General features: G+C 75.1%; 15 protein-coding genes. 8 read left to right on the top strand and 7 right to left on the bottom strand.

What is annotated here, in order from left to right; translation table 11 throughout:
- Window positions 1-113 precede the first annotated feature (113 nt).
- The gene (locus ABZ719_RS09685; RefSeq protein ID WP_366724667.1) at window positions 114-821 is read left to right on the top strand and encodes a class F sortase; all 708 of its coding nucleotides are present in this window, start codon (window positions 114-116) and stop codon (window positions 819-821) included.
- A 20-nt stretch (window positions 822-841) separates the two neighbouring features.
- Here ABZ719_RS09685 and ABZ719_RS09690 read toward each other — a convergent pair whose 3' ends face one another.
- The 4 genes from ABZ719_RS09690 to ABZ719_RS09705 all read right to left on the bottom strand — a co-directional run bounded on the left by ABZ719_RS09690 (window position 842) and on the right by ABZ719_RS09705 (window position 2,738).
- Window positions 842-1,711, bottom strand: a complete 870-nt coding sequence (locus tag ABZ719_RS09690) for an endonuclease/exonuclease/phosphatase family protein (RefSeq protein ID WP_366724668.1) — start codon at window positions 1,709-1,711, stop codon at window positions 842-844.
- Between the two features lie 53 nt (window positions 1,712-1,764).
- Window positions 1,765-1,923 carry a hypothetical protein gene (locus tag ABZ719_RS09695; RefSeq protein ID WP_366724669.1) on the bottom strand — a complete coding sequence of 53 codons (159 nt, stop codon included), beginning with the start codon at window positions 1,921-1,923 and terminating at the stop codon, window positions 1,765-1,767.
- Between the two features lie 156 nt (window positions 1,924-2,079).
- On the bottom strand, window positions 2,080-2,505 hold the full coding sequence (locus ABZ719_RS09700; protein ID WP_366724670.1) for a nuclear transport factor 2 family protein: 426 nt from the start codon (window positions 2,503-2,505) through the stop codon (window positions 2,080-2,082).
- A complete protein-coding gene (locus ABZ719_RS09705) occupies window positions 2,502-2,738 on the bottom strand; it encodes a hypothetical protein (protein ID WP_366724671.1) in 237 nt (78 codons plus the stop codon). Before ABZ719_RS09705 ends, ABZ719_RS09700 begins: the two co-directional genes overlap by 4 nt.
- Window positions 2,739-3,112: 374 nt before the next feature.
- Here ABZ719_RS09705 and ABZ719_RS09710 point away from each other — a divergent pair, with 374 nt between their 5' ends.
- The 6 genes from ABZ719_RS09710 (at window position 3,113) to ABZ719_RS09735 (ending at window position 10,582) form a co-directional block, all read left to right on the top strand.
- The gene (locus tag ABZ719_RS09710; protein WP_366724672.1) at window positions 3,113-4,603 is read left to right on the top strand and encodes an MFS transporter; all 1,491 of its coding nucleotides are present in this window, start codon (window positions 3,113-3,115) and stop codon (window positions 4,601-4,603) included.
- Between the two features lie 447 nt (window positions 4,604-5,050).
- The gene (locus tag ABZ719_RS09715; protein WP_366724673.1) at window positions 5,051-6,022 is read left to right on the top strand and encodes a thiopeptide-type bacteriocin biosynthesis protein; all 972 of its coding nucleotides are present in this window, start codon (window positions 5,051-5,053) and stop codon (window positions 6,020-6,022) included.
- A 2-nt stretch (window positions 6,023-6,024) separates the two neighbouring features.
- Entirely contained in the window at window positions 6,025-8,676 is a 2,652-nt protein-coding gene (locus ABZ719_RS09720; RefSeq protein WP_366724674.1) for a lantibiotic dehydratase, read from the top strand.
- Window positions 8,677-8,693: 17 nt separating this feature from the next.
- Window positions 8,694-8,849, top strand: a complete 156-nt coding sequence (locus tag ABZ719_RS09725) for a hypothetical protein (RefSeq protein WP_158771544.1) — start codon at window positions 8,694-8,696, stop codon at window positions 8,847-8,849.
- A 64-nt stretch (window positions 8,850-8,913) separates the two neighbouring features.
- Window positions 8,914-10,086, top strand: coding sequence for a lanthionine synthetase LanC family protein (locus ABZ719_RS09730; RefSeq protein ID WP_366724675.1), 1,173 nt, complete (start codon window positions 8,914-8,916; stop codon window positions 10,084-10,086).
- 127 nt (window positions 10,087-10,213) lie between these two features.
- On the top strand, window positions 10,214-10,582 hold the full coding sequence (locus tag ABZ719_RS09735; protein WP_366724676.1) for a VOC family protein: 369 nt from the start codon (window positions 10,214-10,216) through the stop codon (window positions 10,580-10,582).
- Here the strand turns inward: ABZ719_RS09735 and ABZ719_RS09740 are convergent.
- Window positions 10,539-11,372 carry a helix-turn-helix transcriptional regulator gene (locus ABZ719_RS09740; protein ID WP_366724677.1) on the bottom strand — a complete coding sequence of 278 codons (834 nt, stop codon included), beginning with the start codon at window positions 11,370-11,372 and terminating at the stop codon, window positions 10,539-10,541. The two genes, ABZ719_RS09735 and ABZ719_RS09740, sit on opposite strands and share 44 nt — an antisense overlap.
- A gap of 92 nt (window positions 11,373-11,464) precedes the next feature.
- Here ABZ719_RS09740 and ABZ719_RS09745 point away from each other — a divergent pair, with 92 nt between their 5' ends.
- Entirely contained in the window at window positions 11,465-12,286 is an 822-nt protein-coding gene (locus tag ABZ719_RS09745) for a sulfite exporter TauE/SafE family protein (protein ID WP_366724678.1), read from the top strand.
- A gap of 281 nt (window positions 12,287-12,567) precedes the next feature.
- On the opposite strand, the gene ABZ719_RS09750 is transcribed toward ABZ719_RS09745, so the two are convergent.
- Window positions 12,568-13,932: an alpha-glucosidase/alpha-galactosidase gene (locus ABZ719_RS09750; protein ID WP_366724679.1), complete on the bottom strand. Its 1,365-nt coding sequence runs from the start codon at window positions 13,930-13,932 to the stop codon at window positions 12,568-12,570.
- Entirely contained in the window at window positions 13,932-14,900 is a 969-nt protein-coding gene (locus tag ABZ719_RS09755; protein WP_366724680.1) for a carbohydrate kinase family protein, read from the bottom strand. Before ABZ719_RS09755 ends, ABZ719_RS09750 begins: the two co-directional genes overlap by 1 nt.
- Window positions 14,901-14,959: the final 59 nt, after the last annotated feature.

Genomic DNA, 14,959 nt, shown 5'->3' on the forward strand with positions numbered 1-14,959 from the left:
GTGCGCTGTCGCGGCCTGCGTCCCTCCTCCTGGAGGAACGCGCGGGCCGCGGCGGCGGCGCCCCACCCCGCCACGCGGGGCCCGCACCACCTTCTTGACGAAAGGCACCGTCCATGGCTTTCCAGCGTCCGCCTCAGACGGAACAGTCCGGGACCGGGACCGCACCTCGTCGCGGCCGGCTGCGCCTGCTGTGGCCGGCGGCGGCGGTCGGGTTCGGACTGGTGCTCATTCACCAATCGCTGGGCACCGCGCCGGTGACCAGCCCCCGGCAGCCGGACCGCCCGACCACGGTGGCCACCCGGGCGGCCGGGACCCCCCAGGCCACGCCGTCCACCGAGCCCGACGACGGAGCGCTGCCCCGGTCGGCCCCCACCCGGATCTCCATCCCGGCGATCTCCGTGGACGCGCCGTTCACCAAGCTGTCCCTGGACTCCACCGGGCACCTGACCCCGCCGCCGGCCGACGACACCAATCTCGTCGGATGGTTCCAGGGCGGAGCCTCGCCCGGCGAGCGCGGAACGTCCGTCGTGGTCGGCCACGTCGACACCACGACCGGTCCGGCGGTCTTCGTCGGCCTCGACGCGCTCAAGGCCGGCGAACACGTGGAGATCACCCGCGAGGACGGCATCGTCGCCCGGTTCCAGATCGACGCGGTGGACACCTTCAGCAAGGCGGACTTCCCCGACGACGAGGTGTACGCCGACACGCCGACGCCCGAACTGCGGCTGATCACCTGCGGCGGCACGTTCAACCGCACCAGCAAGGACTACGAGTCCAACGTGGTCGTCTTCGCCCACCTCGAATCCAGCTCCCCCTCCTGAGCGGCGAGGGGGCGCCGGGGTCAGGAACGCGGCCGGGGGACGAGGAGATCGGCGACGACGGGGCGGTGGTCCGAGGCCGTGGTCACGGCCTCACGCACCCCGGCGACCGCGATCCGCGGCGAGACCGCCACGACGTCGATGCGCCGGTCCGGTGCGGCCGCCGGATAGGTCATGCCGCCGTGCGGGGCGGCATCGGCCAGCGGCCCCCACAGTCTCGCCAGTTCAGGCGCGCCGGGTTCGGCGTTGAAGTCCCCGACGAGGACCTTCGGGCCGGCGTCCGCCGCCAGCACGGCCAGCATGTCGTCGACCTGGGCGCGGCGCACGGACGGATCGGCGCGGTAGTCCAGGTGGGTCGTGTACACGTGCACGAGGGCGCCCCGGGCCCGTACCGTCACCTCCGCGAAGCCCGGCGCGGGCTCGGGCACCGGGTCGGGTGACTGGGTGGACAGCCGCGTGATCTCGTGGTTCTCGGCGCTCACCACGGGGTAGCGGCTCAGCACCGCGACACCGAACCGGCGCCGCTGCGTGCGGGGCGGCTCGGCGGGCAGGTCGTAGACCGGCGCGAAGAACACCCGCATGTGCAGCATCCGGGCCAGGTCCCGGGCCTCGTCGCGGAACTCGCTGCGGGCACCCCAGCGCACGTCGACCTCCTGGAGGCCGACCACGTCCGCGTGCAGGTCACCGATGGCCCGCGCGGTCCGGCCGAGGTCGAAGACATTGTCCTCGCCCGCCCCTGCGTGGATGTTGTACGTGGCCACCCGCAACGGCACGGGTGGAGCCGCCGGCCGCGCCGCCGCGGACCCGGGGGACGCGGCGACGAGGGTGACGGCGGCGCCGAGCGCGACGGCGGCCAGGACGCGGCGGACGAACGAGCGGTGGGTGCGTGTCACACGAGCCTCCGGATGAGAGTGTGATGCGGCCTTCGCCGGAGGAGTGGAGCCTACTAGGGCGTGATGAGCGGGGACAGGTCCACCATGCCGTGCCGTCCTGCTGCCGAGATCAGGCGCTCCGGCAGGGCCTCGAAGACGCCCGCGGCACGCCGCTGCCGCGAGCGGTCATGGACAGCGGCCAGGCGCCGAACTGCTGCGGTGTCTCCCGCCACTGGCCGCCAGTCCTGAACCGCCGGATCACGTCTTCGCCACTGCGGCCGCAACCGCTCGGGGGCCGGTCCGTACCTGCCGATCGGCAGGCACGGACCGAGGAACACCCCCTCCCCGTCGCTCAGTTGCGTGCCCCTCGTGGGTGACGATCTACCGGGTCAGGCCCTGCCGTGACGACGAATCCCGCGGATTGCCTGCGACTGAAAAGGCGGCCTGGCCGGCCGGCCGAGACCGGACAGTCCCCACAGCTCGGCGATCAGGCCGTGCTGAACTCGGAAGATCTCCATCATGGTGGGTGCAGACTCCGCGCCGTCCGGCACGGAGGCCGAAAGCCCGCGCAGCACGGAACGGACGGCGACCCGGCCGTGGTCCACCAGCATGTCCTCGACGGTGACCCGAATGCCGGGATGGGCTGCGAACATCCTGGACCAGGCATCTGCGACGGCCCCGATGCCGGTCGTTCCCAGCGGATGACTCACGAAGTCCGGTGCGAGGACCGTGTCCAGGGCGGCCAGGTCCCGGCCATTGAATGCCTCGTACATGCGCAGGCCGACAGCCCCTGCTTCCCGCTTGTCGTCTGTCATCGGCCCGGTCCCCACCCGTGGTCGAACCGGATCCGATGCGTTCCGGCAGCGTCGAAAAGGGTCGCCGAGCGGCCGGCCACCTTGCCGTCGAAGTGCTTTTCCATCGTCGCGGCACCCACCGGAAGCCCGGTGGACACAGCCGGGTCCGGCTTCAGCTCGGCCGGGACGAACCCTTTGGCCGTGAACGTTCCTGTGGCTCTCATGGGCACGACCGTATCGGCGGGGTCTGACACCGCTCTCCTTCTCGACGGCGGGAGTTGAACCGCCTGGTCCGCAGTGCGGGCGGCCGGACCCCGGGGACCTGCCGTCCCGCCCACCGCGGCCCGCCGGCGATCACTCCTCGAAACGCGCCCCGGTTTCGGTACGCACGGCGATGAAGGCCTCGTCAGCCGTGAGCCGCACCCCTTGCGCGCGCCCCGTGGCCCCGTCACCCTGTCCTGTCGTCACCCCGCAGAGGCCCTCGCTCCTACGGCTTGTCCGGCGGAAAGTCAACGGTTGACTTGGCCGAAACACGCTGCCATGTTAGCAAGCGCTTTCTAGTGGGCTTTCCCCAGGTCATCCGCACAGCACCCGGCCCCGCCGGGAGCCTTCACGTCGAGGGGGACGTATGAAGGAAGCAGCCGCAGCCCCCGAGGTCGCCGGACCCGGATCCGGGACCGGCGCCGTCCCGGGGGCCGGCGACCTGCGCCCGGTCTTCTCCGGGCGGCACACCCGTCTGTGGGCCTTCCTGCTCGCCGGCTGGCTGATCAGCTACGCCGACCGCACGGTCACAGGACCGGTCGTCTCCTGGATGATCGACAACAAGGCCGGGTTCATCGGGGACGCGGCGCATCCCGCCACCCTCGGCGGCCTGATCGGCTCGATGTTCTTCACCGGCTACATGCTCACCCAGTACGCGGGCGGCCGGCTCGGCGACCGCTACGGCCACCGCGAGATGCTGGTGGTGTCCCTGCTGTGGGCCGGACTGATGACCCTGGTGTCCGGACTCGCGGGCGGACTCGTCGCCTTCGTCGTGGCCCGGGTCCTCACCGGCCTGGGGGAGGGGGTCTTCTACTCCAACGACCGGGTGCTCGTGATCGCCCACACCCCGCTGGCCCGGCGCACGGCCGGCCTCGGCATCGTCCTGTCCGGGCTGTCGATCGGACTGACCGTCGGCGTCCTCGCCACCCCGCACCTGATCGACTGGGGCGGATCGCTCGGCCTGGGCGGCCGCGCCTGGAGCATGCCGCTGTACGTGTTCGGTGTCGTCTCGCTGCTGATCGCCGCCGCCACCTGGGTCTTCTTCCGGGGGCGCGGGGACCGTCCGCTGCGGCTCGGACCCCCCACGCTGCGGCTGATCGGCTACTCGGTGCCCACGGCCGCGGTGATCGTGGCGCTCTTCCTGTGTGCCGACGCCTTCGGCTGGCCCGACTGGCTGACGGCGGTGGGCTCCGGCGTGCTGTTCGCGGGGATGCTCGCGTTCGTCGTGCGCGGCATCGTGCGCGAGGGGCGCTCGGCGGCGCTGCTCAACCGCGATGTGTGGCTGGTCTGCGTCGCGTTCGTCGCGGTGATGTGGAACCTTTGGTTCTTCTCCTTCTGGTCGGTCCAGATCGTCAAGGAGAGCGCGCACAGCAGCCTGGGCGCGGCGGCCCTGACCGCCGCCTTCAACGCCGGCGCCGGCATCGTCGGCTTCCCGGTCGGCGGCTGGATCGCCGACCGCCGGGTGCGTGCGGGCAAGGGCCGCAAGCCGCTCGCCGTCGCCTGCGCGGCCGTCCACACGGTGCTGGCGACGGCCTTCGGGCTCAGCCTGCTGGACGGCAGGCCCTCCCTGCTGCTGCTCGGTCTGATCCTGTTCTTCTCCGGCCTGTTCTTCAACGCGCTCCAGCCCATCGTGCACAGCCTCCTGGGCGACCTGGCGGACGCGGAGGACCGCGGCGCGCTGTTCGGGCTCTTCAACCTGGTCGCGGAGGCCGGTGCGGTGGCCAGTCCGGTGATCAGCGGGGTCCTGCGCGACGCCACCGGGAGCTGGGCGCCGGGTGTGTTCACCGCGGCCGGGGTGATGGCGGTGTCCGTGGCGCTGTACACGCTGGTCAGGGAACGCATACCCGGCGCCGTGTGACGGAACGTCGGAAGGTTCCCGCGTCGGCGGGACCCGCGGACCCGGTGCCGCCGTGACCCGTCTTTCGGGCGGGGCGGCACCGGCCCTGGTGGCCGAGGGCGGCACCGCCGTGACGTCGCCGCCCACATTTCCCGGACGCCGGCACGCGGCCCTGTGCGCCCCGGCCACCCGTGGGCCGGGGGCGGAGGCCCCGCGCACACCCGGCGCTCGTGCCGCCGTGCCATCGCACCGCCTGCCACCGCACCGCCCGGTGCACCGGGGCGGCGGTGCCGGGAGGGCGTACCCGGCGGCGCCGGTGGGCCGGGGCGCATCCCGCTGTCACGCGTGGGGTCCGACGTACGCTCGCGCACTTCTGTTGATGATATGAAGAAGTCTTTTCAGGCTTTGTCGTCGCCGCGGCACGGACATCACCACGGTGGATTTCCGCCGCTTGCGAGGTGAGGCCGCATGGTGCAGGTCGAGCGTTTACTGGCCGACTGCCTGGACGACGCACGCACCCAGCCGATGGGCGCGGTCCCGGTGGACGCCGACGGTGCCGGTTACGCGGCCGCTCGCCGGACCTTCCTGGCGGCGGGGCTGCACGCGCTGCGCGAGCACGCGCCCGACGCCGGATGGGTCCAGCTCAACGTCCGCGTCGAGCCGGCCGGATGGCCCCGCCTGTACGCCCGCCTCGCCGGGACGGCCCGGGAGGTGCTCGGCACCGGGGCGGCCCGCGGCTTCTTCTTCATGCACAAGCCGCCGGGACTGCGCATCCGCTTCCACGCGGCACAGCCGGCCCGCGCCCCGCAGCTGCGCGCCACCCTGGTCCGCCGGCTCGCACCCGCGGCCGACGGATCCTGGGCGCGGCCGGTCGCCGACGTGTACGAGCCGGAGACGTACCTCTTCGGCGGTCCCCGCTCCATGCCCCACGTGCACGCGCTGTTCACCGCGGACTCCCTGGCCTGGCTGGACGTCCACACCGCCGTCGCCGGCGCGCCGGCCCCCGCCGACTGGCGGGTGTCCCTGCCGCTGCTGGGCGCGGTCTTCGACGGCCTCGGCGTGGTGGGCTGGGAACACCGCGGCGTCTGGCAGGCCGTGCGGGACGAGACCGGCCGCCGGCTGCCCGGCGGACTGCGCGACCCGGCCCGCCGGCGCGCCGCCGACGGCATCCGCGCCTACTGGGAGCAGGAGCCCGGCGCCCGTCTCGCGGCGCTGCCGAAGGACTGGCAGGACGTGCTCGGCCCGCACACGGAGGACGTGCGGCGGGCCGCCGAGCGCTGGCGCACCCACTACTTCGCGTCCGGCGACGCCTCGGTCGGCCCGCGCCGGGCCGCCGCACACCACGTGATCTTCCACTGGAACCGCGGCCGGCTCTCCACGGCACGGCAGTGCCTGCTCACGGAGGCGCTCGCCGCCGGCGGCCACGAGGAGGCGTACTGAGCATGGGCCAGCCCCCCGCGGACCCGCCCGGGACGACCGGCACGGCCGGGCAGGCGCTCGGCAACACCGCGCTGCTGCGCATCGCGGGGCTGCCCTGCGACGCCTGGACGGCGGCCGGCGCACCCCGCCTGTTCGACAGCGTGGTGCGGCACGCCGACGCCACCGGGCGGCTCGCCGAACAGGGCCGCCTGCTGGCCGACCGGCTGGGCGACGAGGTCGTACCGCACCCCGCGCTCACGGCCGCCGACCGCGGCGCCGTGCTCGCCCTGCGGCGACGACTGCACTCCGGCCTCCCGCCGCGCCCGGCCGACCACGCCGCCGTACTGCGGTCGCCCGCCGTCCCCGCCGGCCTCGCCGCCGGGATCCAGCAGCTGCTGCGCCGGTACGAGGAGGCCGAGCAGACCCTGGCGGAACTGGAGCACGCGATCACGGCCGAACAGGAACGCCTGGCCGCACAGGCCTGGCGGACCGCCTGCGCGAACCCGTTCCTGCGGGCCTTCCTCGACAGCGCCGCGCCCGGACTCGCCGACGACGTCCGCAGGCGGCTCGCCGAGGGACAGTCCTGGTCCGGCAGGCAACTGCGCAAGCGCACCGCCTACCTGTGGCGGGCCGTGGGCCGGGCCGCGGCGAAGACCACACCGCGCGGCTGGGCCGGCCAGATCGCCGCGCTCCCCGTCGCCCCCGCGGACGACGGCAGCCCCCTGCTCCTGGAACCCGGCGCCGGCCTCGGCGCGCTCGCCGCCGTCGCCGTGGAGAACGTGCACCTGGTCCGCACCCGCGCGACACCGCCCGACCTGCGCACCGCCGACCCCGGCCTCCTGCTGGCCCCGGCACCCCTGCACTTCACCGAACCCCCCAGCTCCACCTCCGGCAACACCCCCGGCCAGGTGCGCTGTTACGTCGTCGACCCCCGCGAACCCGGGCGGCTGCGGCAGATCGTGCTGCGCCGCACCCGCGCCCTCGAAGGCGTCCTCGCCCTCCTCGCCGACGGACCCCGCCCGCTCGGCGAACTCGAAGCGGCGCTGGCGCACGCGGCGGCACCGCCCGGCGGGCCGCCCCTGGCCTCCGCCGACGTGCTGCGCGGCTTCCTCCAGCACCTGCTCGCCCTCGGCGTCCTGCAGATCTGCCGGGCGCCCCGGCAGCACCGCGTCGACTGGATCCCGCCCGGCGCCGTCACCCCCGACCGCGCCCTTCCCAGGGCGCCCGGGGCCGAGGACAGCGGCCACTGGTTCCTCGACTCCTACCGCCGCCCGGCCGCCCCCGCCCGTGTCCCGGGCCGGGCCGCCGCCCGGGTGCTGCGCGGCCTGCGGACCGCGGCCCGCATCGCCGCCCTGCGCGCCGCCGACAGCCCCCCGGACCTGCCCGCCCAGCGCACCGAGCCGGCCGGCCTCACCGAACACCCCCGCCCCGTCAGCGAGTTCCTCGCCGACCGGCTGCCCGCCGAATCCCCGCAGCCCCCGCCCCGCCCGCCCACCGGATGGGCGCCGGCCCGCGACAGCACCGGCGCCTACGCCCGCCTGCTGCGCCACCTGGACACCGCCGCCCGCGCCGGCGCCGCGCAGGTCGACGTGGACGACGACCTGCTGGACGACCTGGGCGCGCCCCCGCCCGAAGCCGCCCTGCCCTGCTGGCCCGTCGACTGCCTGCTGCGTCCCCTCGGCCCCTCCGAGGGGCGAGGACCGGTCGCCGTCCTGGAGACGGCCTCGGCCGCGGGCGTCCTCGACGCCCGGTTCGCCGACGGGCTGCGCACGCTGTACGGCGGCTACGGCAACAGCGACGCCTACCGCGACTTCCTCGCCGGCGTCGAACGCCGCACCGGGGTCAGGTTCGTCGACCTGCTCGTACCGCCGCTGAACGAGCGCTCCGCGAACGCCGTGCGCCGGCCCGTCACCACCCGGTGGTGGACCGGTGACCCGGACCCCACCCCGTACTACGGACCGGACACCCGGCACGCCCGCTACCTCCCGCTGGACCGCATCAGCCTGCGCCGCAGCGGCCGGCGCATCATCGCCGAGGCCGACGGCCGGCGCATCGTCCCCGTCTACCACGCCACCCGGTCACCCGCGCCGCCCTACGACACCCTCGTGCGCCTCCTGCTCGCCGCGAGCCACCCCGCCGCCTCCTACCTGCTCCGTCTCGACGCCCTCGACGCGGCCCTGCCCGACCGGCCCGTACTGCCGCGGCTGACCGCGGGCGGCGACCTCGTCCTCGCCCCGGCCACCTGGCGCGTCGACCGCTCCCGCCTGTGGCAGCCCGGCGACGGCACGCTCGGCAAGGTCCGCACCCTCGCGCTGCTGCGCCGCGCCGCGGGACTGCCCCGCCACGCGTTCGTCCGCACCGCCCCCGGCGGCAAACCGGTGCCCGTGGACCTCGCCTCGCTGACGGCCCTCCACCTCGTCGAGCGGCTGTGCGCCCAGCAGGCGGGCACCACCCTGCTCGTGGAGGAGATGCTCCCGGGCCCGCGAGAGCTGCTGCTGCGCGACCCGGTGCACGGCGAAGCGGCCGTCGCCGCGCAGGTGCTGCTGCGCCTGCCGCACGACCGCGGCGCCGCCCGGCTCGCCGAGGCCGCCGCCGACGCACTGGTCCGCGGCGAGCGGCAAGACGTCCCCGGCCCGCCCGTCAGGCGGTCCGCCGGGGCGGCCATCACCCGATGAGAGAAAGGGGAAGTCCCATGCCCAACACCGAACTCACCGAACTCGACGCCCTCATCAGCGACCTCGACGAGCGGATCAGCGACAGCGACCTGCCGTCGGCGTCCGCCAGCACCGCCGGGTGCAGCGGCCTGTGCACGATCATCGTCTGTGCCACGGTCGTGATCTGCGCCTGACCACCCCCCACAGGAGCCGCCCGTCCCGGCGGGCGGCTCCGCCCCGGCCGATCCGAGGAGCCCGATGGCGCCCGAAACCGCCGCACCGGCCACCGCCCGGGACGAGGTCCACGCCCTTGCCGCCCGGTACCTCAAGGAATGGACCGCGGCACCCCGCCCGGCCCGGCACCCCGGCGACCCCGGAATCCCCGTACTGGCACACCTGGTCGCGGACCGCGACACCGCCCGTGCCGCCGTGGCCGTCTGGGCCCGCGCCGCCGGACGCGGCCCGGCCCACCCGGCCCTGCACGACGGCGGCCTCGCCGGGACGCTCGTCGGCCTGCGCCTGGGCGAACGCCTCCACCCGGTGCTCCGGCCCGTCGGCGACCGCCTCGCCGCCCCCCTGAGCCGGCGCCTGCCGAAGTACCGCACGCACGCCGTCGCCTTCCCCGACTACGACCTGATCTCCGGACCCGCCGGCACCCTGCTCGCCCTGTGCACGGGCACTCCCGGCCCCGAGGCACTGCGCCCCCTCGCCACCCACCTGGCCCTCCTGTGCGACGAACCGGAACTGCCCCGGCTGCGCACCGGCCAGTACGCGCGGCACCCGTACCTTTCCTGGGTGCAGGGGCGCATCAACACCGGCATGGGCCACGGCGTCGCCGGTGTCGTCACCGCGCTCACCGCCGCCCTGCGCCGCCTCGGACCGGACCCGGCGCTGACCACGGCGCTCACCCACGCCACCGGCTGGCTCGTCCGCCAGGCCTACGACGACGACCGCGGCATCCGGACCTGGCCCGGCGCGGGACTCGACGCGCCGCCGCCCGCGGCGGCGCAGCCGCGCCAGGCATGGTGCTACGGCGCCCCCGGGATCGCCTGGGCGCTGTGGGACGCGGGCGACGCCCTCGGTGACACGGCGACCGCCGACTGGGCCGCCACCGCTTTCCGCAGCTTCGCCGAGCACTACGACGAGAGCTTCCACCTCTTCGGTGACACCCCCGCCGACCGCCTCGGACTGTGCCACGGCGCCGCGGGCGTCCTGTGCGTCGCCGACGCCCTGCACCGCCACGCCCGGCTGCCGGCCGCCGCCGCGCTCGCGCGACGCCTCGTCGGCCACCTGACCGGCAGGCTCCCCGCGCAGCCGGCCGCGGAGTGGACCACGGACCTGCTGAACGGCCTGCCCGGCGTACTGAGCGCGCTCCTGACGGCCACGGCGGCGGCCCCGCGCACCTGGCTGCCCTGCCTGGGCCTGCGCTGAGCCCGCCCCGCAGGCCGGCCGCGCCCCACAGGCCGGCCGCGCCCCACAGGCCGGCCGCGCCCCACAGGCCGGCCGCGCCCCGTAGGCTGAGCCGCACCGAACCGGCCGCGAACGAGACGGAGTTGCCGTGACCCTGCGGATGAGACCGACCGCCGTCACCCTGGACTGCCCCGACCCGCTCGCCCTGGCGGCGTTCTACCAGCGGGCCACCGGGTACGCCCTCCACCCGCGCTCCGACGCCGACTTCGCGGGCCTCACCGGTGAGGACGGTCTCAGCCTCGGCTTCCAGCGGGCCGAGGACCACCGGGCGCCCTCCTGGCCCGGCCAGGACGTCCCCCAGCAGATCCACCTCGACTTCGAGGTCGCGGACCTGGAGGAGGCCGAGGCCCGGCTGCTCGAACTGGGCGCGGGCAGGCCGCAGGACCAGCCCGGTGGCGACAAGTGGCGCGTCCTCACCGACCCGGCGGGTCATCCCTTCTGCCTGATCGCACGCTGACGCGCCGCCCCGCGCCCACGGGCGGCGGCTGCGCCAGGTACGCGGACGGGGCGCGGCCCAGCAGGCCGCGGAAGGCCGTCGTGAACGCGGCAGGATTCTCGTAGCCGAGCGAGACGGCGACCCGCGTCACCGGCGTGCCCGCCGCCAGCGCGGGCACCGACCGCAGGATGCACGCCCGCTGCCGCCACTGGGCGAAACCGAGCCCCGTGCCGCGCCGGAAGAGACGCCCCAGGGTGCGCTCGCTGACGTTCAGGGCCGCCGCCCAGCGGGCGGGCGGGTCATGGATGTCGGGAGCCCGCAGGAACGCCTCGCACAACCGGCGCAGCCCCGGATCGGCGGGCAGCGGCACATCGAGGGGGAGCGGTGCCAGGGTGCGCAGCTCGTGCAGGATCAGCTCGATCACCGTCGCGTCCCGCCCGTGCTCGGCATAGCGCGGCTCCATGTCGACGGCATCGAGGATCAGCGCCCGCAGCAGCGCGGAGACCTCCACCACGCGGCAGCGGTCCGGGAACCACGGGGCGGCGCCGGGTTCGATGTACAGGCTGCGCGTGCTGACGCCCGTCATGGTGACCTGGTGCCGCACCCGCGGCGGGACGAGGACCGCGCGGGCCGTGGGCACCGTCCACGAGCCGTCCGCCGTCTCGACCTCCATCACGCCGGTGGCCGCGTACAGCACCTGGGCGCGCCGGTGCTCGTGGAAGGGCAGCAGATGGTCGTGCGGGTAGTCGGTGCCGATGGCGAGCACCGCACGGTCCAGGCCGTCCACCTCGTCGACGGAGATGTTGCGCACCGCACGAGCCTACCTCTGGCTGTCGTCTGCACGTAAGAAACTGGCGAACGGTCGAATGCCCGCCACCGGTCCCGGTCCGTAGCGTCGTCACCGTGCTCACCACCTCCTCCTTCCTCACCCTCCTGCTCTTCGGCTGCCTGACCGGTGTCACGACCGTGCTCTTCGGCTTCGGCGGCGGATTCGTCACCGTGCCCGTCGTCTACGGCTTCCTGGGCGCGACCGCGCACGGCGACGGCGACGGCGCCATGCACGTGGCCGTCGCGACCTCGACCGCCGTCATGCTCGTGAACGCCGCGTGGGCCACCGTGGCCCAGCACCGGGCCGGCCGGCTGCGCCGGGAGTACCTGTGGCCGCTGGCCGGGTACGTCCTGCTCGGCGCGGCGCTCGGCTCGCTCGTCGCCACCCGGATCAGCGACACCCTGCTCAACGCGCTGTTCGCCGTGTACCTGCTGGTCACGATCGCCGACAGTGTGCTGCGCAAGGGGTTCCTCGCGGTCACCGGCGACGGCGCACCGCGCCCGCTCGGCCGGATCACGACGACGCTCGGCGGCGCCGGCATCGGCACGGTCGCCGCCAGTCTCGGCGTCGGCGGCAGTGTCATGACGGTTCCGCTGCTGCGCCGCCGCGGGCTGCCCATGGCCACCGCCACCGCGCTGGCCAACCCGCTCAGCGTCCCCGTCGCCCTCGCGGGAAGCGTCGTCTACGCCCTCGCCCCCGCCGCCCAGGCGCACACCGGCCGCCTCGGCTACGTGGATCTCGGCGCGGGCGCGGCGCTGCTGTGCGGGTCCCTGCCGGCCATCGCGGTCGTGAAGCGGCTGGGAGGCCGGGTCCCCGACCGGCTCCACTCCGCCGCCTACGTGGCCCTGCTGGTCCCCGTCCTGATCGTCATGCTCGTCACCCGGTCGGGGACGTGAGGGCGCAGGGACGTCACGGCGCCGCGACCTGAAGGTGCCAGGACGCGACGGTGCCGGGCCCCGTCCGCCGGGGCCCGGCACCGTCCTCGCCTGCGCCGCGCGGGACGCACCCGGGCTCGCCCGGCCGTCGCGCTCGCCACCGCCTGAGCGGGCGGGGCGGGCGCGGCGGGCACGCGCGACGCACCGGGCGCGCGCGGCCGGCTGCCGCCTCAGCCGGCCGTCCCGCCCGGGCCGCGAGGTCCACGCCCGCGCCCGTCGTCCGGGCACGCGTGCGGCATCCGTCAGTGGCCGAGCGTGGCGCGCAGCGACGGCTGGAGCAGGTCCGCGTGGGCGCGGACCATGTCGTCGCACAGGTCCCAGATGCGTTCCACGGGCAGCGCCGCGGCCGTCGCCGGGTCGGTCATCGCCGCCTGCCGGATCGAACGGGGATCGTCCTCCAGGGCCGCCCGCACCACGAGGTCGTTCATGCTCAGGTAGGTGCGGTTGAGCGCCGCGCACTGGGCGGGCAGCGCACCGACCCGGGTGGGCTGCACGCCCAGTGCGTCCACGAGGCAGGGGACCTCCACGGTCCCCGAGGCCGGCAGGTTGTCGATCAGCCCGTGGTTGGGGACGTTGCCGTAGACCGTGCGCGGCGTGCCGGTGGTGATGCTGTGGATGATCTGCGGGGCGTACTCCATGGTGCCCTCGACGGTGAGCGGGGCGCCCTGGGCGAGGGCGTCGCGGGTGTGCTCGTAGGCCGCGATGTTCTCGTCGACGATGTCCAGGTAGGCCCCGACCGGCAGGCGCAGACGCTCCACCTCCTCGGCGTGGTGCAGGTACCAGGGGACGTACTCGGAGGAGTGCTCGCTCGTCTCGGTGGGGTAGTAGCCCAGGCGCCGGTACATGTCGACGCGCACGCGGCGCCGCAGCTGGGGGTCGTCCGCGATCAGGGCGTCGAGCCGGGGGTACAGGTCGTTCCCCTCGTGCTCCAGGCTCAGGATCCAGGCCTGGTGGTTGACGCCGGCGGCCCGGTAGACGACCTCCTCGTGCGGGACCTGGAGGAGTTGGGCCAGGTCGTGGACGGTCCAGTACACGGAGTGGCACAGTCCCACCACGCGGGTCAGCCCGGTCGCACGGGTGAGGTACTGGACGTTCATCGCCATGGGGTTGGTGTAGTTGAGCAGCCAGGCGTCGGGGCACACCTCGGCGATGTCCTCGCCGAGCGACCTGAGCAGCGGGAAGGTGCGCAGCGCCCGGAAGATGCCCCCGACGCCGAGGGTGTCGCCGATCGTCTGGCGCAGTCCGTACCGCGCGGGGATCTCGAAGTCGGTCCGGGTCGCGGCGCGCATGCCGACCTGCACGATGTTGATGACGAAGTCGGCGTCCTGCAGGGCCGCCCGCCGCTCGGCATGGGCGGTGACCCGCACCCGCGAGCCACCGGAGCCGGCCCGCTGGTCGGCGATGTACCGGGCGGCGCCGTGCGCGGTGGCGAGCCGCTCGGCGTCGATGTCGTGCAGGGCGATGTGCGCGCCCTGGAGTTCGGGGAAGGCCAGCAGGTCGGCCAGCAGGCCCTGAGTGAAGACGACGCTGCCCGCGCCGATGAAGGCGATCTTCGGGGAGCCGGAGGACAGGGAGGTCGTGGCGGCCGGGGAGGTGTGGGTGGTCATCACAGGTGCTTTCCGTTGCGGGTGACGGCGGTCGCGGCCTCGTCCCAGGTGGGCTGGGCCGGCGTTCCGCCGTGGGCCCGGGTGGACAGGGCGCCGCAGGCCGCGGCGATCTCGAGGGCGTGCGGGGTGGACAGGCCGCGCAGGCGGGCGGCGACGAAACCGGCGTCGAAACTGTCACCGGCTCCGACGGTGTCCAGCGGCCGGACGGGGACGGCGGGGGTGCGCAGCAGCGTCCGGCCGTCGTGCGCGAGGGCGCCCCGGGCGCCGTCCTTGACGACCACGTGCGGGCCGAGCGCGGCCAGCGCGGCGGCCGCGGCCTCCGGGGCTGCGTCCTGGGGAGCGCCGACGGCGGCCGCGAGGGCGGTGGCCTCCCGCGCGTTGGGCAGCAGGTGGTCGGTGACGGCGAGCACCTCGGCCAGGGCGCCGGGCGCCCACGCGTCGGCCGGGTCGTCGTTGGTGTCCAGGGAGGTGGTGGCGCCGTGCGCGCGGGCGGTGGCGAACAGGGCGGGCAGCGCGGCGGCGAGCCGCGGCAGCAGGAAGTAGGACGCGGCGTGGACGTGGCGGCTGCCGGTGAGCAGGGCCTCGGGCACGTCGTCGGGTCCGGTGGCCGGAAGCGTGCCCGGGGAGGTGAGGATCGCCCGGTCGCCGTCGGGGCGGGTCAGGACGACGGTGAGCGGCGTGGCCAGGGCGGGGTCGACGCGCAGGGCGGAGGTGTCGACGCCCCGCTCCTCCAGCGCCGCCCGCACGAACCGTCCGGCGTCGTCGTCGCCGACGCGTCCGGCGAAGGCCACCTTCAGGCCGAGCCGGGCGGCCCCGCACGCCATGATCGACGCGGAGCCGCCGAGGGTGAGCGTCCCGCTGTCGACGAGCCGTTCGCGCTGTCCGAAGGCGAGGGGCGCGTCGAGCGGTCCGACGACGATGTCGGGGTTGGCGTCTCCCAGGACGAGGAGGTCGTAGGCGTGCTGCATGCGGTCTTCCTTGAGGTGCGGACCCTGGCGGGCCCGGGTGCGGACCCTGCCGGGCGGAC

The organism is Streptomyces sp. NPDC006743, from assembly GCF_040703815.1.
Classification (GTDB): Bacteria; Actinomycetota; Actinomycetes; order Streptomycetales; family Streptomycetaceae; genus Streptomyces.

What these genes read in the sequence shown, in the direction of transcription:
- ABZ719_RS09685 (WP_366724667.1), top strand. Translation starts at nt 114, where the DNA reads ATGGCTTTCCAGCGTCCGCCTCAGACGGAACAGTCCGGGACCGGGACC.
- ABZ719_RS09700 (WP_366724670.1), bottom strand. Translation starts at nt 2,505, where the DNA reads ATGACAGACGACAAGCGGGAAGCAGGGGCTGTCGGCCTGCGCATGTAC.
- ABZ719_RS09710 (WP_366724672.1), top strand. Translation starts at nt 3,113, where the DNA reads ATGAAGGAAGCAGCCGCAGCCCCCGAGGTCGCCGGACCCGGATCCGGG.
- ABZ719_RS09715 (WP_366724673.1), top strand. Translation starts at nt 5,051, where the DNA reads ATGGTGCAGGTCGAGCGTTTACTGGCCGACTGCCTGGACGACGCACGC.
- ABZ719_RS09720 (WP_366724674.1), top strand. Translation starts at nt 6,025, where the DNA reads ATGGGCCAGCCCCCCGCGGACCCGCCCGGGACGACCGGCACGGCCGGG.
- ABZ719_RS09725 (WP_158771544.1), top strand. Translation starts at nt 8,694, where the DNA reads ATGCCCAACACCGAACTCACCGAACTCGACGCCCTCATCAGCGACCTC.
- ABZ719_RS09730 (WP_366724675.1), top strand. Translation starts at nt 8,914, where the DNA reads ATGGCGCCCGAAACCGCCGCACCGGCCACCGCCCGGGACGAGGTCCAC.
- ABZ719_RS09750 (WP_366724679.1), bottom strand. Translation starts at nt 13,932, where the DNA reads ATGACCACCCACACCTCCCCGGCCGCCACGACCTCCCTGTCCTCCGGC.
- ABZ719_RS09755 (WP_366724680.1), bottom strand. Translation starts at nt 14,900, where the DNA reads ATGCAGCACGCCTACGACCTCCTCGTCCTGGGAGACGCCAACCCCGAC.